The organism is Arthrobacter sp. Rue61a (genome assembly GCF_000294695.2).
Taxonomy (GTDB): Bacteria; Actinomycetota; Actinomycetes; order Actinomycetales; family Micrococcaceae; genus Arthrobacter; species Arthrobacter aurescens_A.
Genome location: NC_018531.1, coordinates 1,757,432 through 1,777,174 on the forward strand (window position 1 = coordinate 1,757,432; position 19,743 = coordinate 1,777,174).

A 19,743-nucleotide genomic window follows, 5' to 3' on the forward strand; every position below is an offset into this window, starting at 1 on the left:
GAACCAAAAGGGAATTTTGGGGAACGATTTTCTTGGTCCGATCGTTTTGGAAACAGACGCACAGAACGCGTCATGTCCGGACGCTGGCTGACTAAAGGAGGTCGCGATGCCCCTCTCGGAGCACGAACAGAAGCTGCTTGAGCAACTTGAGAAGCAACTTCATGAGGACGATCCGAAGTTCGCCAACACCATGGGTTCGGATCCCATCCGCAGCTGGTCCACCCGGCACGTCATTATCGGTGTGCTTGGCGCCATTGCCGGAATCCTCCTTCTTCTCGTTGGCGTATCACTGCAGGCGATACCTGTGGGTGTCCTTGGCTTCGTCGTCATGGGCGCCGGCGTGTACTTCGCTACGTTGCGTGGCGCGGCCTTCGGCAAGGCAAGCAAGGGGAAACCCGGCAAGGCCAAGCCAAAGAGTTCGTTCATGAGCAGCTTGGAAGAACGCTGGGACGAACGGCGTCGCGACGACAATTGACAGACCCTTCCGGGTTCGAGGACGTCAGCCGAGGCCTCTCCTGAATCATCCACGCCCCGGAGATTCTTAGGGGCAACGAAAGACCCGCGATGCGGGTCTTTTCGCATTTAAGGGCCGTCCTCAACGAGGAAGCCGTCCTCAACGAGGAAGCCGTCCTCAACAAGGGAACGATCCTCAAGTAAGGGAGCTTGCTCCACTTCGCACCACTAGCCCCACTTTCCACCCTTTCCGGCATTTTTCACCCCCATTAGCCCGGATCATGCCTGGCGTTTCAGGTGCAAGGGCCAGAAACTGGCATCCCACGCCCCGGAGCCGTGGCTCTTTGGTATGCGCCTCCACTTTCCGCCACACCCAGAAAACCGCGTGATTTCAGGCTTGGTGATTCTCAAAGTGGTGGAGAAACGCCCCGCAGTGCGTTGACTGTGGTGCGTTGTGGAGTAAAGTGGAGAGCATAAGAGGGTAGTGGCAGTGTTGGGCATGTGCGGGCACCTTGATTGAGGGGCGGTGGGCCAGTGTTTCTGGGTACTCACTCTCCGCGTCTCGATGAAAAGGGCCGGATCATCCTTCCCGCCAAGTTCCGCGAGGAACTTGCCGACGGATTGGTTCTCACCAGAGGCCAGGAACGCTGCATCTACGTCTTTAGTCAGAAGGAATTCGAGCGCATTCACGAGTCGATGCGGGAGGCACCACTGTCCTCCAAGCAGGCACGTGACTACATTCGGGTTTTCCTGTCTGGAGCCTCTGATGAGGTACCGGACAAGCAGGGGCGCGTGACGATTCCGCCGGCGCTCCGCGCTTACGCAGGGCTTGGCCGGGAACTGGCGGTTATCGGCGCCGGTACCCGGGCAGAGATCTGGGACGCCGACGCTTGGAACGAGTACCTCAATGAGAAGGAAGCAGCCTTCTCTGAAACGGATGACGACAATCTTCCGGGGTTCATCTGACCCCGGTTGGAGGAAGCGGCAGTCCAGCTTCTTGAATGGGATCTCCAGCCGCCCATCGAACTGTCTTCCTGGCTCACCTTCCCCTGAGCCAGGCCGGCGGAACGATAGGCGCGGATGGGGATCCGATTCAAGAATCAGTAGGCAAGCGATTGAGGAAAGAGGAGGCAGCGTGGAAGAGCAGGACGCGGCAAAGCCCACATCGGAGCGCCACGTGCCCGTCCTGAAAGACCGCTGCATCAACCTGCTTGCTCCCGGCTTTGAGGCTGCCAGGAAACGCGGGGAAAGACCTGTCGCCATTGATGCAACCCTCGGCATGGGAGGCCACTCCGAGGCCATGTTGCAGCGTTTCCCCGACCTTCACCTCGTTGGCATCGATCGCGACGAGGAAGCCCTGGCCTTGGCAGGCGCCCGGCTGGAGCCCTTTTCCGATCGCACCGATCTTGTTCATGCTGTGTACGACGAGATAGAGGACGTCCTGCTGGACCTTGGCGTTCCTGAGGTTCATGGCATTCTTATGGACCTTGGCGTCTCTTCCCTGCAACTCGACGAGCGGGAGCGCGGTTTCGCCTACTCCTACGACGCCCCCTTGGATATGCGGATGGACACCAGCCGTGGCCAAACGGCAGCTGATGTGGTCAACAACTACAGCGAAGACGAACTGGTGCGCATCATCCGGAAATGGGGCGAAGAGAAGTTCGCCGGGCGGATCGCCAACAGGATCGTCAACGCCCGCGCGGAGAAGCCGTTCGCAACCACGGGAGAACTTGTAGAGCAGATCCGCAGCGTTGTCCCTGCCGCAGCAGCGAAGAGTGGCGGGCATCCCGCCAAGCGCACCTTCCAGGCATTGCGGATTGAGGTCAACGAGGAACTCGATGTCCTGGAACGCGCGGTTCCGGCAGCGGTGGCCGCGACGGCCATGGGTGGTCGGATAGTGGTGATGTCTTATCACTCGCTTGAGGACAAGATCGTGAAGTCCGTTTTCCAGGCGGGTTCCAAATCTTCGGCGCCGCTCGGCTTCCCCGTTGAGCTTGAAGAACACAAACCTGAATTGAAAACCATCACCAAGGGCACGGAAGTGCCCACGGCAGCGGAAATCGCTGAAAATCCCCGCGCGGCGTCTGCCCGGTTGAGGGCAGTGGAGCGTATCAAACAGAGGAGAGACGCATGAGCAACGCCGCAGCGAAGACTATGCCCTCCACGGTGGGTAGCACCGCCCGTGCGCTTCCGGTCCCTGCGGGAAGGCCCGACACCGCCCGCAAGGCGCGCACTCCTCTGTCACTGGTGCGCAGCGTGCCGGGCAAGCGGAGGACGCCATTCGTGGTCCTGTGCTTCGTGGCGATGGCCGCCGCGCTTCTGACAGTACTGGTGTTGAACATTTCTGTGTCCACGGCGCAGTACCAGCTGGTCCAGCTAAAAGCCCAGGCTGCCACCTTGAACAAGGAAAACCAGGACCTGACACAGAAGAAGCAGAACTTCGAAGCTCCGCAGAACCTCGCAGCGAAGGCCGCCGAGTTGGGAATGGTACCTTCCACCGTTAAAGGGCAGATCGACCTGAACACCCTGGCGGTGACCGGAAAGGCATCACCGGCAGTCAAGGGAGATAATCCCGGAGCCTTGCTTGCCGCTCCGGCCGTTGAAGGCTTGATCGATGTTGTTCCGTCGGTGACTACCAAGGAACCGCTGGAAAACCGCAAACCGGATGCAGCTCCGGTGGCCCCGGCTGCAACGCCGTCCACGCCGCCGGCTACCCCCGCATCACCGGCGGCGACCCCGCCCGTGGAGCTTCACGGGGGTACGGTACCGGCTCCCCAACAAAAGACACCAGGGCAGTAGACAGTCCGTCCACCGAAGCAAGGCCAGCAGCAAGGATTCAACGTGGCAAAGAACCCCGGCACATCGAATAAAACGAAGACGCCGGCGGCAAGAAAACGTTTGCGCGTTGGCCTCGGCATCATGCTGACCTTGCTTCTGGTGGTGGGCGGCAAGCTGTTCATGGTCCAGGGCCTGGATATGGGCGGGATGGCTGAAGCTGCCTTGGCGAGCCGGCTCACGCCGCAGGTGCTCCCTGCCGAGCGGGGGCAGATCGTCGATGCCAACGGCACGGTGCTGGCCAGCAGCGTGATCCGATACAACATCGTGGTGGACCAAACCGTGAATACGAGCACGGAAACTTTTCACCGCTTCAATGAGAAGACCGAAAAGCTGGACGAGATAACCCGTGATCAAGGGATATCCGACCTGGCCGGGCTTCTGGGGGTGGACGAAAGCACTATCCGTGAGTCACTGACCGGAGATAAGCAGTACTTCATGGTGGCAAAGGACGTTAAGCCGGAACTGGAGGACCGGATCTCCAAGCTCTATATCCCGGGCCTTAGCGCAGAAGGTGTCAGCAAGCGCGTCTATCCCAACGGCAGCGTTGCCGGCGGGGTGGTTGGTTTCCTCAAGGACGGAACCAACGGACAGGCCGGCATCGAGCAAACCCAGGACGAGATTCTTCGGGGTGTCGAAGGTAAACGCGTCTTTGAGATCGGTGCTGACGGCCTCAGGATTCCGGTGGCGACAGATGAACTCACCCCGGCCGTCGATGGCAGCGACGTCAAGCTGACCATCAACACGGACATCCAGTACTTTGCGCAGCAGGCCATCCAGAGCCAAGTGAACAAGATGAACGCCGAGTGGGGTTCCATCATTGTGATCGACACCAAGACGGGCAACCTCATCGCCCTGGCGGACACCAATGCCCCGGACCCCAATGATCCCGGGAAAGTGGATGCCAAGGATCGCGGCGTCAGATCAGTGACAGCCGCCTACGAACCCGGTTCCGTGCAGAAGATGATTACCGCCGCAGCCGTGATCGAGGAGGGGAAATCGTTCCCCTTGGATCACTTCACCACCCCAGCGGCCTACACCATCGATGGGCAGACGTTCACTGACGCGTTCGAGCACGGCACTGAAGAGCGCACCCTTGCCGGCATCCTTGGGTGGTCCATGAACACCGGAACCGTGATGGCAGGCAGCCGACTCACCAAAGAACAGCGGTACGACTGGCTGAAGAAGTTCGGCATCGGCGAGCAGACGGACATTGGCCTGCCGGCTGAAGCCACGGGCATCCTGGCCAAGCCCGAGCAGTGGGACGACCGCCAGCAGTACACCGTGCTGTTCGGGCAAGGCGTCTCGCAATCAACACTCCAGACTGTGCGCGCCTTCCAAAGCATTGCCAACGATGGCGTGATGCTCCAGCCCAGGCTGATTGACAGCTACATCACTCCGGAGGGCGAGGAGCAAAAGGTTCCGGCCAAGGACTCCCGCCAAGTGGTATCCAAGGAAACAGCCCAGCAGGTCCGGGACATCCTGGAAAGCGCCGTGACTGAGGGCCAGATCAAGGACGCAGCCATTGACGGCTACCGTGTCGGAGCCAAGACGGGAACGTCCCAGGCGCCCCGCGAGGACGGGCTCCCTGGATTTGACGGCTTCACTGCCTCGATGGTGGGCATGGCACCCATGGATGACCCCCGGTTCATCGTGGAAGTAGTCCTTCAGCGCCCCAAGGGAAACATCTACGGCGTCACGAACGGTCCCGTGTTCCGTTCCGTGATGTCACAGGTCCTCCGGGCCTACAACGTGGCGCCGTCCACCGGCACGCCCGCGCGGTTGCCCCAGTTCGTCAAGTAAGCTTCTTGGGCGTCTGTTTCGGCCAAAAATCGATCAACCACTAACGGCCCGGGCGCCGCTGGCCCCAAGCCGGTCGTTCCACGAGCACCAACGGAGAACCACGTGTCAGAGCACAATGAGGCAGCTATCAACGCCACGATGCCGGATGCCGGCCAAACAGGCTTTCGTCCCGCATCCGTGGCCGCGGTGCCGTTGGCAACCATCGCGGACGCACTCGGTGTTGCCGCTCCGGACGCCAGCCAGGACAGGGGAGTGACGGGGATTACCCTGAACTCCAGGGCCGTCGAAACGGGCGACCTCTACATGGCTTTGCCGGGAGCCTCCCGTCATGGTGCCGACTTCGTTCCCCAGGCAGTCGAGGCCGGGGCGGTTGCGGTTGTCACGGACGACGCCGGGGCCCGCCAGCTTGCGCTTGCAGGTGAGCAGCCTGTGCCGGTACTTATCGTCCCTGAGCCGCGAACCGCCGTCGGACGTCTTGCCGCACTGATCTATCGCAGCCAGCCTGCGGATGGTGGCTTCCCGACGCTGTACGGCGTCACCGGTACCAACGGCAAGACCACCACCACCTACTTCATCAACTCCTTGCTGCGTGCCTTGGAGAAGAAGCCCGGCCTCATCGGAACCATCGAAATCGTTGCAGGAGGCGATCCGATCCCCAGCCTCCTGACCACGCCGGAATCCACCGACGTCCATGCACTGCTGGCCTTGATGCGCGAACGAGGCCTGGACGCGGCATCCATGGAGGTCTCGTCCCACGCCATCTCCTACCACCGCGTGGACGGAGTGATGTTCGACGTCGCCGGTTTTACCAACCTCACCCAGGATCATCTGGACCTGCACGGAAGTATGGACGAGTACTTCCGCACCAAGGCTGAGCTCTTCACAGCTGGAAGGGCCAGGCACGCAGTGGTCACGGTGGACGACGACTGGGGACGCCAGCTGGCTGAGACAGCCGATATTCCGGTCACCACACTCTCCACCAAGCCTGTTGATGGAAGCAGCTCCAGCACCGACTGGAAGGTTGCGTCCATCACGGCGCGCGGACTGGGCTCGGAATTCGAACTCAAGCACGCTGACGGACGAACCCTGCGCGTCCACACCGGCCTGCCGGGAGACTTCAATGTGGCCAACGCGGCCCTGGCCACAGTGATGGTCCTTGCATCCGGCGTGGACGAACACACGCTCCAGGCTGCCCTGGATGCGCACGATCCCTTCACAGTGTCAGTGCCCGGACGAATGCAGCTCATCTCTACTGAGCCTGCCTCCGTTGTTGATTTTGCCCACAACCCTGACGCCTTGTCCCGTGCCTTGGAAGCCGTTCGCTCACCCCGGGAGGGGTCCCGCGTCATCGTGGTCTTCGGGGCAACAGGCCAACGCGACCAAGGCAAGCGCCCCACCATGGGAGCCATCGCTGCCCGCCTCGCAGACGTCGTGATCATCAGCGATGACGATCCCCACGACGAAGACGCTGCAGCAATCCGGGCTGAGGTCCTCCAAGGCGCCCATGCGGCCCGGGATTCAGAGAATCTGAACAGCGAAATCATCGAGTCCTACCCGAGGGATGCCGCCATTAAATTGGCCGTCGACATGGCAACCGGCAAGGACACCATCCTGATCGCCGGGCGTGGACATGAGGTGTGGCAAGAGGTCAAGGGAGTGAACCTGGCCCTGGACGACAGGGTGGAGTTGCGGGCCGCCTTGACATCCAAGGGATTCAGCGTTTCAGCGGACCAGCGGATAGAGTCCTAAACCGAGATGATTGCACTTACTGCGGCGGAGATCGCCGACATCACCCATGGCCGCCTGACCGGAGATCCGGACATCGTGCCCACTTCCGTCGTCACTGATTCGCGGGAATCGACGCACGGTTCCCTGTATGTGGCCAAGCCCGGCGAGCACGCCGACGGCCACGACTTCGTCGATGCCGCTTTCGAACGCGGCGCCGTCCTGGTTCTCGGCGAACGCGAAGTGACCGATGCCGACGGCCGCCCCTTTCCCGCCGTCGTGGTGGAGGATGCTGTGTTGGCCATGGGTGCCCTGGCAGCAGAGTCCGTCCGCCGCATTCGTGCTGAGCGTGCGAGCCGTGGCGAGGACTTTACGGTCATAGGCATCACAGGATCAGCGGGCAAGACCACCACCAAGGACCTCCTTGCCGGTGTCCTGTCCACCGCCGGAGCCACAGTGGCCCCGCAGGGGTCCTACAACGGTGAGGTGGGCGTCCCGCTGACGGTCTTCGCCGCTGACGCCACCACGCGCTTCCTGGTGATCGAGATGGGCGCTACCGGCCTGGGCCATATCAAGTACCTGGCAGAGATGGTCAAGCCGGATATTGGCGTAGTCCTTGTGGTTGGTACGGCCCACGCCGGCGAGTTCGGTGGCGTGGAGAACATCGCCAAGACCAAGGGCGAGTTGGTGGAAGCCCTGAGCGAGCACGGCACAGCCGTGATCAACCTCGACGACGGCCGGGTTGCTGCCATGCGCGCCCGTACCAAAGCCAAGGTTCTGGGCTTCACGTCTTCGCCCGCCACCACCGAAGAAGTGGAAGCGCGGAACGTTGTAGTCAACGGGCAAGGCTTCCCTGACTTCGATCTGGTACTGCCCGACGGCGGCCCGGCCGTTGAGGTGCGAAGCCGCCTGATCGGCGGCCACCACGTCACTAATCTTCTGGCCGCAGCGGCCGCCGCGTTCGCCGCCGGCATCCCGGCCGCCGACATTGCAACCTCGCTCAGCTCCCAATCGGCAGCCAGCCGCTGGCGGATGGAGCGGACCGAACGTGCAGACGGCGTCACCATCATCAACGACGCTTACAACGCCAACCCGGAATCGATGCGGGCTGCCCTGCGTTCGCTGGCTGACCTTGGACAAGGCAGAAGGACCTGGGCCGTTCTGGGAGCCATGCTCGAGCTGGGGGAGGACTCCATCCGCGAGCACACCGCCGTAGGAACGCAAGTGGTGCGGCTGAACATTTCCAGGCTGGTAGTGGTGGGGCGCGAAGCCCGTGCCCTCTACATCTCCGCCATCCAGGAAGGTTCCTGGGGTGACGAATGTTCGTTCACGGAGACCGTGGAAGAAGCCTACGAGCTGCTTCAACGTGAGCTTGAACCCGGTGACCTGGTGCTCTTCAAGTCCTCCAACGGTGTGGGACTAAGGCATTTGGGTGATCGGATAGCATTACCTCCACGGGCCGAGCCCACCGGAGAAAACGCGGCTGAAGCTGCCGCAAGCGAAGGGAACGAGCTGCTGTGATTGCACTTTTGATCGGCGCCGGCGTCGCCCTTCTGGTGGCCCTGATAGGGACGCCCCTGTTCATCAGGTTCCTCGTGGCCAAGAGCTACGGACAATTCATCCGGGACGACGGACCGACGTCCCACCACACCAAGCGGGGCACTCCCACCATGGGCGGAACCGTGGTGGTGGCCGCCGTGCTCATCAGCTACTTCGTAACGCACCTGATCATGTGGATGATGAACCCGGACTCAGCCGGTCCCTCGGCATCCGGGCTGCTGTTGCTGTTCCTCATGGTTGGCATGGGATTTGTAGGCTTCCTCGATGACTTCATCAAGATCTCCAACAAGCGAAGCCTCGGCCTCAATGCACGCGCCAAGCTGATCCTCCAGGCAGCCGTTGGCATCATCTTTGCGGTCCTGGTCCTCCAGTTCCCCAACGAGGATGGTCTGCGTCCTGCCTCTACCCAGATTTCCCTGGTGCGCGATATTCCCTGGTTGGACCTCGCCTTCGGCGGGACCGTGGTGGGCGCCATCCTGTTTGTTCTGTGGTCCAACTTGATCATCACCGCCGCCACCAACGGCGTTAATCTGACCGATGGCCTGGACGGGTTGGCTGCAGGAGCATCCATTATGGTCTTCGGCGCGTACACAATCATGGGGATCTGGCAGAACAACCAGGCCTGCGGATCACCACGGGAAGCCGGCAGCGGTTGCTACCAAGTGCGCGACCCCATGGACCTTGCCCTGCTTGCGGCGATTCTCAGTGCCGCCCTGGTGGGCTTCCTGTGGTGGAATACGTCCCCCGCCAAGATCTTCATGGGGGACACGGGATCGTTGGCCATTGGTGGTGCCGTTGCGGCTTTCGCCATCCTGTCGCGCACCGAACTCCTGCTTGCCTTCATTGGTGGCCTCTTTGTGCTGATCACCCTGTCCGTCATCATCCAAGTGGGCTTCTTCAAGCTCAGCGGCGGCAAACGTGTTTTCAAAATGGCTCCCTTGCAACACCACTTTGAACTAAAGGGCTGGGACGAAGTCACTGTAGTGGTCCGGTTCTGGATACTCGCAGGGCTCTTCGTGGCCGCCGGACTGGGAATTTTCTATGCTGAATGGGTGGTGCTGCTGTGAACGAAAGCCCGGAATCGACGCCGTCGAACGCCGACAGGCTTAACGAACTCACCAGCTGGGATGCTGACTGGACGGGTCTGCGCGTCGTAGTGACCGGCATCGGTGTGTCCGGCTTCTCAGCTGCGGACACGCTCATCGAACTCGGCGCAAAGGTGGTGGTGGTTGACGCCGCCACCACTGCAAAGGCCGAAGCCCAGGCCGACACCCTGAAAATCGTGGGTGCCGTGGATGTGCTGTTGGGTGAAGAAGCCGTGAAGGCACTTCCTTTGATCGACGGTTCCTTGCCCGAGCTTGTGGTGACGTCGCCTGGGTGGCGCCCCGACCAAGCACTGCTTGCCGCTGCGAAGCGGAAGCACATCGCCGTCTGGGGAGACGTGGAGCTCGCATGGCGACTCAGGGAGCGCGCAGGGCGCAAGACCGCCGATTGGCTGACGATCACCGGCACCAACGGCAAGACCACAACAGTGGGTATGGCTGAATCCATGCTTCAGGCTGCCGGGCTCAAAGCGATCGCAGTGGGAAACGTAGGCACCCCTATTCTCGACGCCCTACGGGATCCTGTGGACTACGACGCCTTTGCAGTTGAGCTCTCCAGCTTCCAGCTGCACTGGAGCCACTCGTTGTCTCCCGTGGCAAGTGTGTGCCTGAATGTTGCCGAGGACCACGTCGACTGGCACGGCTCCTATGCCTCGTACCTCGCGGACAAGGCCAAGGTGTACGAGAACACCCAAAAGGCCGCGATCTACAACGCCGAGCAAATCGAAACTGAACGAATGGTGGAGAACGCCGACGTCGTGGAGGGGTGCCGGGCCATCGGATTTACCACCAACACTCCGGCCGTCAGCATGCTGGGCGTGGTGGACGGTCTGCTCGTTGACCGGGCGTTCATTGCCGAGCGCAAGGACTCTGCGGCAGAACTTGCCGCGATGACGGATCTAGGGCCGGTTGCGCCCCGCCATATGGTAGCCAATGCCCTTGCGGCGGCAGCCTTGGTCCGCGCCTATGGAATCGAGCCGGCGGCGGTAAAACAGGGCCTGGTCAACTACTTGCCAGGCGCCCACCGGATCCAGCTGGTGGCCAACCATAACGATGTCCTGTGGATCAACGACTCCAAGGCCACCAACCCGCACGCGGCCTCCGCTGCACTCTCGGCTTTTCAGAAGGTTGTGTGGATCGCCGGCGGACTCTCCAAGGGCGTCAATTACGACGACCTGGTCAAGGAGCACGCCCCAAGGCTGAAAGCTGTTGTGCTCATTGGCACCGACACCGAAGCCCTGGAGGGCTCCCTCCAGCGACACGCTCCGGATGTCCCGGTGATAGCGCCCCCCAAGGGCGACACTGAAGGAGTGCAGACCGCAGCCGGAGACGCCGCTTCGCCAATCTATGGTGAGACCGTCATGGCTCAGGCCGTGGCATCGGCGGCCGCCGTGGCAACGCCCGGCGACACTGTGCTGATGGCACCGGCGGCTGCATCCATGGATCAGTTCTCTTCCTACGCTCACCGTGGCGACGCTTTCGTCCTGGCAGTTCGCGAGCTTGTGGAAGGGCAGGCAACGACCACCGAGGAGTAACAATGGTCAGCACGCCCACCCGCACCCGCGGCAAAGAACCCCGGGACGGGAAACCCAAGGCCGCGTCCGATGACGGCAGCCGGCCCAAAGGGCTCCGCGGGCACCTGCGCAGCTTCTGGGAGAGCCTCGAAGGCAAAGGCAAAGCCCCCAACAGCTCCACGTATTACCTGATCCTCGGCTGTGCCCTGGCGTTGACAGCCATCGGCATCATGATGGTGTTGTCCGCCTCCAGCGTTGAAGCCATCTCCGAGGGTAAGTCGCCTTATGCTGACGCCCTCAAGCAGGCGGTCTTCGGCGTCGTTGGGCTCATTGCGATGTATGTCATCTCGCGGACCAACGTGAACTGGATGAAGAGATTGTCTTGGTGGGCGCTGGGAGCCGTGATTGCCCTTCTTGCCTTGGTGCAGATCATGGGCAACACGGTGAACGGCAACAAGAACTGGATCGACATCGGTGGAATCACCCTTCAGCCGTCAGAGATGGCCAAGCTGATCCTCTGTGTCTGGATCGCCGCCGTCCTGGCGCGGAAGCAGAAACTCCTTCACCGGTGGATGCACGTCATCATTCCCGTGGTTCCCGGCGCTGGCCTGGTTATCGCGTTGGTGATGTTGGGCAACGACCTCGGAACAGTCATAGTCATCGCGGCGATCACCGCAGCCGGGCTCTATTTCGCCGGCGTACCGGGCCGGATGCTGGCCATCGCCGGCGCTGTGGGTGCCCTCGGCGCTGTCCTGGGCACCATCAGCAGCCAAAACCGGATCTGTCGCATCACGTCCTGGTTGGGTACCGCCTCGCAGCAGTGCACCGAGCAGTTCGACTTCGATTTCCAATCCACTAACGGCATGTACGGTCTCGCCCAAGGAAGCTGGACGGGACTGGGCCTTGGTCAAAGCCGACAGAAATACAACTGGCTGCCGGAAGCACACAACGACTTCATTTTCGCCATTATCGGCGAGGAGCTCGGCCTCGTGGGAACCATCGTGGTGCTGGTCCTGTTCGCGATTCTGGGCATTGCCATTTTCCGTGTAGTGGTCCGGCAGACTGATCCTTTCCAGCGCACTCTTGCGGGCGGAATCATGGTGTGGTTGCTGGGCCAGGCCAGTATGAATATGGCCGTGGTGACTCAGCTCCTTCCCGTGGTGGGGGTGCCGCTGCCTTTCATCTCCTATGGTGGCTCCGCGCTGATCATGTCACTCTGCGGCGTGGGCGTAGTGTTGTCTTTGGCCCGCGGCCAATTGCCAGCGCAGCAACGTTCAGGATTCCTGCCGCGCCTCATATCCAAGACCGCACGAAAGCGTACCTAGCACTTCATGACTTTTGATTCCGCCAACGCATCCAAGCCTTTGTCCGTCGTCCTTGCCGGCGGCGGAACTGCCGGCCACGTCAGCCCTCTGCTGGCCATTGCCGATGCCATCAGGGAAAAGCGTCCGGAGGCTGCCATCCTTGCTGTTGGTACGCCGTCGGGCATGGAAACCCGGCTGGTCCCCGCAGCCGGGTACGAGCTCGCCACCATTGACCGTGTTCCGTTTCCGCGGAGGCCTTCAGCGGATCTCGTTAAGTTGCCGGCCCGTCTGAGCGGCGCGGTCCGGCAGGCGCGGCGCATCCTGGAGGAAGCCCGCGCGGACGTTCTGGTGGGGGTGGGTGGTTACGTCTGTACGCCGATGTACCTTGCTGCCCGGAAACTCCGGATTCCCATCGTCATCCATGAGGCCAACATGAAAGCCGGCCTGGCCAATCGCGTTGGCGCCCGGTTCAGTAACCATGTTGCCGTGGCATTTGCCGGTACCCGGTTGCGGGGTGCACGCCATGTCGGCATGCCCATGCGCCGGGCCATCTCGGGACTGGACCGGGCGGTCGCTGCGCCTGCGGCTAGGGCTGCGCTCGGCTTGGACGCACAGCGCCCTGCCCTGATCGTCACCGGCGGATCCTCGGGAGCATTAAGCATCAACCGTGCCATCACTGCAGCCCTCCCCGCGTTGGCGGCGGCCGGCGTGCAGACGCTGCACATCACGGGCAACGGCAAGGCCGTCAAGGATGACGACGGCGGCCTTCTCACCGCTGACGGCTATCGGCAGGTTGAGTACGTGGATGGCATGGAGAACGTTTACGCAGCTGCCGATGTCCTCCTCGCCCGTGCCGGTGCCGGCACCGTCAGCGAGGTAGCGGCGGTGGGAGTCCCCGCAGTGTTCGTGCCCTTGCCCATCGGCAACGGAGAGCAGGCACTGAACGCCGCTCCCTTGGTTGCGGCCGGTGGCGCCGTGATGGTGGATGACAAAGACCTCAGTCCGGAATGGCTTAGGAGCGAATTGATTCCGCTTCTGACTGACCGCAGCAGGCTCAACGAAATGGCCCGGAAATCCGAGGCCCTTGGAATCAGAAACGCCGATCAGCGCATGGCTGATCTTGTCTTGGAAGCGGTATCCGCATGACCACCAGCATCGCCGGACTCGAGTCCCTCGGGCGCGTTCACTTCATCGGAATCGGCGGAGTGGGCATGTCCGCGGTCGCACGCATCATGGTGTCGCGGGGTGTTCCGGTCAGCGGGTCGGATGTCAAGGATTTGCCGGTCATGCGTGACCTTTCCTCGGCAGGCGCACGCATTGCCGTGGGCTACGACGCAGGAAACCTGGGGGACGCGCAGACGATCGTTGCCGGCTCAGCCATCCGCGCGGATAACCCGGAGCTGGTGGCGGCTCGCGAGGCCGGGTTGCCCGTACTTCACCGTTCGGAAGCTCTGGCCGCCACTATGGCCGGGCACCGGGTGGTCACCGTGGCGGGTACCCATGGCAAATCCACTACCACGTCGATGGTTGCGGTGCTCCTCAAGGAAGCCGGCTTGGATCCCTCCTTCGCGATCGGCGCGAATGTTCCGGCACTCGGCGTCAATGCAGCACACGGGTCCTCCGACATTTTCGTGGCAGAGGCCGATGAATCGGATGGTTCGTTCCTCAACTACCGGCCATTGATTGCCGTGGTCACCAATGTCGAGGCCGACCACTTGGATCACTACGGGACGCCGGAGGCCGTGTTCGCGTCCTTCGATGACTTTGCGGCGCTCTTGCCCGCCCAGGGTGTTCTGCTGGCGTGTTCCGACGACGCCGGCGCCCGGGCCTTGGCGGATCGTACAGCGTCCAAGGGGACCACACGCGTGCTGACGTACGGAACGTCCGACGACGCGGACATCCGGCTTCACGACGGCGGCCCGGGCGACGTTTCGGTTGCCCTTGACGGTGACGTCCACAAACTCGAACTGCAGGTACCTGGGCGGCACAACGCCTTGAACGCGGCAGCTGCGTTCGCCGTCGCCGTCGAACTCGGTGTGGAACCCGGCGCTGCAGCAGCAGCACTGGGCCACTTCACCGGTGCGTCGCGGCGATTTGAGCTCAAAGGCCGGGGCAGGGGAGTGCGGGTCTACGATGACTACGCACACCATCCCACGGAGGTCCGTGCAGCTTTGTCCGCGGCCCGTTCTGTGGCCGGGGACAACAAGGTGCACGTCCTCTTCCAGCCGCATCTGTTTTCGCGCACCCGTGAGTTCTCCCAGGAGTTTGCCGCCGCACTGGACTTGGCGGACACCGCATTGGTCCTGGACATCTATCCCGCCCGCGAGGACCCCATTCCGGGTGTGACAAGCACGTTGATTACCGACCATTTGGTGAACGGACGGCTGGTTTCGGCAGACGAGGCCGTTGATGCCGTGGCAGCCGTCGCAAGCGAAGGCGACGTCGTCCTGACGGTCGGTGCAGGAGACGTCACTGCCTACGGTCCAGTGATCGTGGAGGCGTTGGGTGGCTAGCACCCGCAAGCCCACCTTCAAAGCGGGAACGGAGCCGCGGCAAAGCAAAGACGCCCGTCCCGGGGGTGACTCCCCGGAGGTCATCAGTGCACAGCGTTCCGTTGAGCCTGAAGCCAAGACCTCTGAGAAAGCGGCAGCCAATGGCAAGCGCACAGGCGGTGCCTCCAAGACCGGCAAGGAATTGTCGCCGGATAACGTCATTGCTTTTCCTGAGCCGAAGAAACGCCGTCAGCGACGACTCGTGCTGTGGACGCTCTCGATTGTGGCCGTTGTGGTGGGTGTACTGATTGCAGGGGCGGTCTTCTCGCCTGTGCTCGCAGTCCGGACCATCACGGTGGACGGCACTTCCTTGCTGACGCCTGATGCGGTGCAGAAGGCTCTGTCCGGCCTCGAAGGCAAGCCGTTGCCACAGGTTGGCGAGCAAGAAATCAACGAGCTCCTGAAACCATTGGTCCAGGTCCGTTCGGCCACCATGGAAGCACGGCCGCCGTCGGAGTTGCTGGTGCACGTGGATGAGCGCGTCCCGGTGGCCCTGCTGAAACAGGGGGACTCGTACGTGATGGTGGATGTGGACGGCGTGCAGCTCGGTGCGACCAAGGACTTGACCGCCGTAGCGCTGCCGTTGATCGACGCCGGCGTCGGCACAACCAACACGGAGTTGTTCAAGGCGATTGCTGCTGTGTTGGACACCTTGCCCGCGGATATCCTGGCCAGGATGTCCACTGCATCCGCAGCATCCGCGGATGCAGTTGAACTGAAACTGGTGGACGGAAAGACGGTAGTGTGGGGCAATGCCGAGGACAGGGAAATGAAGGCGAAGGCACTTGAAGCGCTCCTGAGGATGCCGGTGGACCCCAAGGTTCCCGTCAGTGTCTACGATGTCAGTGTTCCCCGGCATCCATTCACAAAATAAGCAGCATTGAGAACGTAACCTGCGGCCGGCGGTGGCCTTATTTCACGACAATCACACGACACGCGCAAGCGGAGATTGCATGTGGGAACCAGAGGAAATACCGTCGCAGTAGAGTTACTTGACATAACTATAACCTTCAACTAGAGGGTTAAGGTCCAAGGATTCAAGTTGGACTCGATCAGTTTCGCTATAGGACACAAGCAAGGGGCACGAAACGTGGCAGCACCGCAGAATTACTTGGCCGTCATCAAGGTCGTCGGCATCGGCGGCGGTGGCGTGAACGCAGTCAACCGCATGATCGAGGTGGGCCTTCGGGGCGTCGAGTTCATCGCCATCAACACCGACGCGCAGGCGCTGCTGATGAGCGACGCCGACGTCAAGCTCGACGTCGGACGTGAGCTCACCCGCGGCCTCGGCGCCGGGGCGAACCCCGAGGTCGGCAAGCAGGCCGCAGAGGACCACGCCGATGAGATCGAAGAAGTTCTCCGCGGCGCTGACATGGTCTTCGTTACGGCAGGCGAGGGCGGTGGCACCGGAACCGGTGGCGCGCCCGTGGTCGCGCGCATCGCCCGCTCCCTCGGTGCGCTGACCATTGGCGTCGTGACCCGTCCGTTCACCTTCGAAGGCCGACGCCGTGCAGGCTCTGCCGAGGCTGGCATTGACGCTCTCCGCGACGAAGTCGACACCCTGATCGTGATCCCCAACGATCGCCTCCTGTCCATTAGTGATCGCAACGTCTCTGTCCTGGACGCTTTCCGTTCTGCAGACCAGGTGCTCCTTTCCGGTGTCCAGGGCATTACCGACCTCATCACCACTCCGGGCCTGATCAACTTGGACTTCGCTGACGTGAAGTCAGTCATGCAGGGCGCAGGATCGGCGCTCATGGGCATCGGTTCCGCCCGCGGTGAAGACCGCGCGGTCAAGGCTGCGGAACTAGCCATCGCTTCACCGCTCCTGGAGGCTTCGATCGACGGTGCCCATGGTGTCCTGCTTTCCATCCAGGGCGGTTCGGATCTTGGATTGTTCGAGATCAATGAGGCTGCCCGCCTTGTGCAGGAAGTGGCCCACCCCGAGGCAAACATCATCTTCGGTGCCGTTATTGACGACGCCTTGGGTGATGAAGCCCGCGTGACCGTCATCGCTGCAGGCTTTGACGATGTCAAGGCAACCTCGCCGTCCATGGACCAGTCCCGTCCGGCGCAGAACCCCGTACCTTCGGACCGCCCTGCCGCACCGAGCAGTGCCCCGTCCAGCGCTGCTGCACCGCAGCACGCTACGGCAGGTATCGGTGCTGCAGGCTTGAGCAACTGGGGCCAGCAGCGTCCGTCCGCCTTGCCCGCTGACTCAGGCTTCGACGTCGACCTCCCCGCAGTGGTTGAACCCGATCTGTCGGGCAGCCGCTCCGATGACCTCGACGTTCCCGACTTCCTGAAGTAAGCCACGTTCGGAGAGTCAGTACCAGGTGTTTTGGTGGCGAAATGAAGTACGGCCCGGCGTTTCTGTAGCCTTCACGGATGCAGGCGCCGGGAACCTGGCTCTCCATGTGGGGGATGACCCCGTGGATGTGATGGCGCGTCGTGCCCGGTTGGAACATGCCATTGAGATGAACTCCGAGCGTGCTGATCCAGGGCAATTCCAATATATGGATCAGGTCCACGGCAACCATGTTGAGTTCATCGCTTCTCATGGTCCCGGCCCCACTGCCGACGCCATGGTCTCGGCTGCCGAGGTATCGCCCTCAGCCAACCGACGTAACGCACAAGCCCTGGCTGTCATGGTGGCTGATTGTGTCCCCGTTGTGCTCGTTGGAACAAGCGCCCATAACAGTCCGGTCATAGCGGTTGCTCACGCCGGACGTCCCGGTGTTGCTTCGGCCGTTGTGCCAGCCACCGTGGCGGAAATGCGGCGCCGGGGTGCTGTGGATATCAGTGCCTGGCTCGGGCCGTCCATCTGTGGATCCTGTTACGAGGTACCGGAAGAGCTACGTTCTGACGTCGCAGCCAAAGTTCCCGAAACATGGTCCTCCACGTCGTGGGGGACGCCGGCCCTGGACTTGCCCGCGGGTGTTCGTGCCCAGATGGCCGCGCTGGATGTCACGGTGGAGTATTCGGGGGAGTGCACCCTGGAGAATGACTCCCTTTTCTCATACCGGCGGGACTCCCGAACCGGTCGATTTGCAGGTTTGGTGTGGACGCATGACTAGCCTTGGATACGACAATGACCAGCGGCAGGATTCGGGTGGCGACGCCCGTAGCGCCGAGCTTGCCGATCGGCTCGGACTAGTCCGCCGGCGGATAGAGGCAGCCGTTCACGCTGCAGGACGAACTGATCCGCCAAAGCTGATTGTGGTCACCAAGTTCCACCCGGCGGCCGATGTCCGCCGCCTGGTTGCCCTCGGCGTTACGGACGTCGGCGAGAACCGCGACCAGGAAGCCGCTTCCAAGAGCGTTGAGCTCGCCGACGTTGACGTCCGATGGCACTTCATCGGCCAGCTACAGAGCAACAAGGCAAAGTCCGTCGTCAAGTATGCCCACTCTGTCCAGTCGATAGACCGCCCCCAGGTTGTTGACGCTTTGGTCAAAGCCATAGCGCGGGAAAAGGGTGCCACGGGGCGAAGCGATCTGGACTGTTTCATCCAAGTCAGTTTGGACGACGACGCCGGGGCGCACCGCGGCGGTGCAGACCCGTCCGATGTTGAGGTACTTGCAGAAAAAATTGAGTCAGCAGACGGGCTCCGGTTGTCCGGGCTGATGGCCGTGGCACCGCTGGGGGCTGATCCGAATGCGGCGTTTGAGAAACTTGCCGGAATTTCCGAGGCGCTGCGTGCCGTTCATCCCGCCGCAACCGGTATTTCTGCCGGGATGAGCCAGGACTTGGAAGCTGCGGTGACGTTCGGGGCGACACACCTGAGAATTGGCTCCGATATTCTCGGTTCCCGTCCGGCCGTGGGGTAGCGTCAAAGTATTGGAATGACGGGCCGGGGTTCCAATAATGTCAAGTCATGGCGGCCCGCCTACTGCAGAACTGATAGGAGTGCACCATGGCTGGCGCTCTGCGCAAGACAATGATCTATCTTGGGCTCGCCGACGGCGATGAACACTACGAATCTGAGCAGTCCGTCGCCACGCACCACGACGAAGAACGCCCCCAGGCACAGGAACGGGAAGAGCGCCGTGCGCCTGCTCCCGTCCGGGAAGTTGTCCGTGAAATGCCCACTGTTGATGCCGAAGAGGAATACCGCGCACCCGTGACACCCATCAAGCGTGCGGCGTCCAGCCGCGAAGATGCCTCGGGCCTGAGGCAGATCACCACCGTTCACCCGCGTTCATACAATGATGCAAAGGTCATCGGTGAGAGCTTCAGGGATGGCATTCCAGTCATCATGAACGTCACCGATATGGGTGAAGCTGATGCCAAGCGCCTCGTGGACTTCTCAGCCGGCCTTGTTTTTGGCCTGCACGGCAGCATCGAAAGGGTGACCAACAAAGTCTTCCTGCTGTCGCCGTCGTATGTTGAGGTCATCGGTGATGACAAGAAGGCCAGCGAAACGCAGGCCAGTTTCTTCAACCAGAGCTGACAACAGTCTTTTCGCGGATGCCAGGCGGGTCAACCTGCCTGGCATCTGTGTTGCAATAGTAGGGACCGATCCGCATTCCGGAACAAGTGGGAGATCTGAGCTAACTCGTGGGCATTGTTTTCGGCCTTATCTATATTGTGTTGTTGCTGTTCTTCATTGCCCTGATCATCCGGCTCATCTTCGAATGGGTCCAGATGTTCGCCCGCCAGTGGCGTCCCAGGGGTGTGGCGTTGGTTACAGCTCATGTGGTCTACTCCGTAACGGATCCTCCGCTCAGCCGGCTCCGTAGACTGATACCACCCCTCCAACTGGGCGGAATATCCTTGGATCTGGGCTTCCTGATCCTGATTATTGCCGTCAGCATTGCCATGGCAGTAACCAACAGCTTGGCGTAGCTGCTCCGCGGAACCCGGGCCACCGATGGTCCATAGGCCGCAAATTCT

The 19,743-nt window shown here is 61.8% G+C and carries 18 protein-coding genes; all 18 read left to right on the top strand.

Translation table 11 applies throughout. From position 1 onward, the window contains the following. Positions 1–106: 106 nt before the first annotated feature. The 18 genes from ARUE_RS08065 (at position 107) to ARUE_RS08150 (ending at position 19,695) form a co-directional block, all read left to right on the top strand. On the top strand, positions 107–475 hold the full coding sequence (locus ARUE_RS08065; protein WP_011774406.1) for an SCO2097 family morphological protein: 369 nt from the start codon (positions 107–109) through the stop codon (positions 473–475). Between the two features lie 512 nt (positions 476–987). Then, a complete protein-coding gene (gene mraZ / locus ARUE_RS08070) occupies positions 988–1,419 on the top strand; it encodes a division/cell wall cluster transcriptional repressor MraZ (RefSeq protein WP_011774407.1) in 432 nt (143 codons plus the stop codon). A 169-nt stretch (positions 1,420–1,588) separates the two neighbouring features. Continuing rightward, entirely contained in the window at positions 1,589–2,587 is a 999-nt protein-coding gene (gene rsmH, locus ARUE_RS08075; protein WP_051024932.1) for a 16S rRNA (cytosine(1402)-N(4))-methyltransferase RsmH, read from the top strand. After that, positions 2,584–3,252, top strand: a complete 669-nt coding sequence (ftsL, locus tag ARUE_RS08080; protein WP_011774409.1) for a cell division protein FtsL — start codon at positions 2,584–2,586, stop codon at positions 3,250–3,252. Before rsmH ends, ftsL begins: the two co-directional genes overlap by 4 nt. A 42-nt stretch (positions 3,253–3,294) precedes the next feature. Then, positions 3,295–5,091, top strand: a complete 1,797-nt coding sequence (locus ARUE_RS08085; RefSeq protein WP_011774410.1) for a peptidoglycan D,D-transpeptidase FtsI family protein — start codon at positions 3,295–3,297, stop codon at positions 5,089–5,091. Positions 5,092–5,193: 102 nt separating this feature from the next. Then, positions 5,194–6,840, top strand: a complete 1,647-nt coding sequence (locus ARUE_RS08090; protein ID WP_014921365.1) for a UDP-N-acetylmuramoyl-L-alanyl-D-glutamate--2,6-diaminopimelate ligase — start codon at positions 5,194–5,196, stop codon at positions 6,838–6,840. Between the two features lie 6 nt (positions 6,841–6,846). Further along, the gene (locus ARUE_RS08095) at positions 6,847–8,337 is read left to right on the top strand and encodes a UDP-N-acetylmuramoyl-tripeptide--D-alanyl-D-alanine ligase (protein ID WP_011774412.1); all 1,491 of its coding nucleotides are present in this window, start codon (positions 6,847–6,849) and stop codon (positions 8,335–8,337) included. Next, on the top strand, positions 8,334–9,443 hold the full coding sequence (gene mraY, locus ARUE_RS08100) for a phospho-N-acetylmuramoyl-pentapeptide-transferase (RefSeq protein ID WP_011774413.1): 1,110 nt from the start codon (positions 8,334–8,336) through the stop codon (positions 9,441–9,443). Before ARUE_RS08095 ends, mraY begins: the two co-directional genes overlap by 4 nt. After that, complete coding sequence (gene murD, locus ARUE_RS08105) at positions 9,425–11,014, top strand: UDP-N-acetylmuramoyl-L-alanine--D-glutamate ligase (RefSeq protein ID WP_051024933.1); 1,590 nt, start codon at positions 9,425–9,427, stop codon at positions 11,012–11,014. The genes mraY and murD overlap by 19 nt, the downstream gene beginning before the upstream one ends. A 2-nt stretch (positions 11,015–11,016) precedes the next feature. Continuing rightward, a complete protein-coding gene (ftsW, locus tag ARUE_RS08110) occupies positions 11,017–12,318 on the top strand; it encodes a putative lipid II flippase FtsW (protein WP_011774415.1) in 1,302 nt (433 codons plus the stop codon). A 6-nt stretch (positions 12,319–12,324) separates the two neighbouring features. Continuing rightward, positions 12,325–13,443, top strand: a complete 1,119-nt coding sequence (gene murG, locus ARUE_RS08115) for an undecaprenyldiphospho-muramoylpentapeptide beta-N-acetylglucosaminyltransferase (protein WP_011774416.1) — start codon at positions 12,325–12,327, stop codon at positions 13,441–13,443. Continuing rightward, on the top strand, positions 13,440–14,810 hold the full coding sequence (gene murC, locus ARUE_RS08120; RefSeq protein ID WP_014921366.1) for a UDP-N-acetylmuramate--L-alanine ligase: 1,371 nt from the start codon (positions 13,440–13,442) through the stop codon (positions 14,808–14,810). Before murG ends, murC begins: the two co-directional genes overlap by 4 nt. Continuing rightward, positions 14,803–15,723: a cell division protein FtsQ/DivIB gene (locus tag ARUE_RS08125; RefSeq protein WP_011774418.1), complete on the top strand. Its 921-nt coding sequence runs from the start codon at positions 14,803–14,805 to the stop codon at positions 15,721–15,723. Before murC ends, ARUE_RS08125 begins: the two co-directional genes overlap by 8 nt. A gap of 216 nt (positions 15,724–15,939) precedes the next feature. Continuing rightward, positions 15,940–17,160 (top strand): cell division protein FtsZ, encoded by a 1,221-nt coding sequence (ftsZ, locus tag ARUE_RS08130; RefSeq protein ID WP_011774419.1) that lies wholly within the window; start codon positions 15,940–15,942, stop codon positions 17,158–17,160. A 25-nt stretch (positions 17,161–17,185) separates the two neighbouring features. Then, complete coding sequence (locus ARUE_RS08135) at positions 17,186–17,926, top strand: purine nucleoside phosphorylase YfiH/LACC1 family protein (RefSeq protein WP_014921367.1); 741 nt, start codon at positions 17,186–17,188, stop codon at positions 17,924–17,926. Continuing rightward, positions 17,919–18,677: a YggS family pyridoxal phosphate-dependent enzyme gene (locus ARUE_RS08140; RefSeq protein ID WP_011774421.1), complete on the top strand. Its 759-nt coding sequence runs from the start codon at positions 17,919–17,921 to the stop codon at positions 18,675–18,677. Before ARUE_RS08135 ends, ARUE_RS08140 begins: the two co-directional genes overlap by 8 nt. Before the next feature lie 86 nt (positions 18,678–18,763). Beyond that, a complete protein-coding gene (locus tag ARUE_RS08145; protein WP_011774422.1) occupies positions 18,764–19,300 on the top strand; it encodes a cell division protein SepF in 537 nt (178 codons plus the stop codon). Positions 19,301–19,407: 107 nt separating this feature from the next. After that, on the top strand, positions 19,408–19,695 hold the full coding sequence (locus tag ARUE_RS08150) for a YggT family protein (RefSeq protein ID WP_011774423.1): 288 nt from the start codon (positions 19,408–19,410) through the stop codon (positions 19,693–19,695). Positions 19,696–19,743: the final 48 nt, after the last annotated feature.

Excerpts from the sequence above, each read along its gene's own strand:
- ARUE_RS08065 (WP_011774406.1), top strand. The coding sequence starts at position 107 with ATGCCCCTCTCGGAGCACGAACAGAAGCTGCTTGAGCAACTTGAGAAG.
- ftsL (WP_011774409.1), top strand. The coding sequence starts at position 2,584 with ATGAGCAACGCCGCAGCGAAGACTATGCCCTCCACGGTGGGTAGCACC.
- ARUE_RS08095 (WP_011774412.1), top strand. The coding sequence starts at position 6,847 with ATGATTGCACTTACTGCGGCGGAGATCGCCGACATCACCCATGGCCGC.
- murD (WP_051024933.1), top strand. The coding sequence starts at position 9,425 with ATGGGTGGTGCTGCTGTGAACGAAAGCCCGGAATCGACGCCGTCGAAC.
- ftsW (WP_011774415.1), top strand. The coding sequence starts at position 11,017 with ATGGTCAGCACGCCCACCCGCACCCGCGGCAAAGAACCCCGGGACGGG.
- murG (WP_011774416.1), top strand. The coding sequence starts at position 12,325 with ATGACTTTTGATTCCGCCAACGCATCCAAGCCTTTGTCCGTCGTCCTT.
- murC (WP_014921366.1), top strand. The coding sequence starts at position 13,440 with ATGACCACCAGCATCGCCGGACTCGAGTCCCTCGGGCGCGTTCACTTC.
- ARUE_RS08140 (WP_011774421.1), top strand. The coding sequence starts at position 17,919 with ATGACTAGCCTTGGATACGACAATGACCAGCGGCAGGATTCGGGTGGC.
- ARUE_RS08145 (WP_011774422.1), top strand. The coding sequence starts at position 18,764 with ATGGCTGGCGCTCTGCGCAAGACAATGATCTATCTTGGGCTCGCCGAC.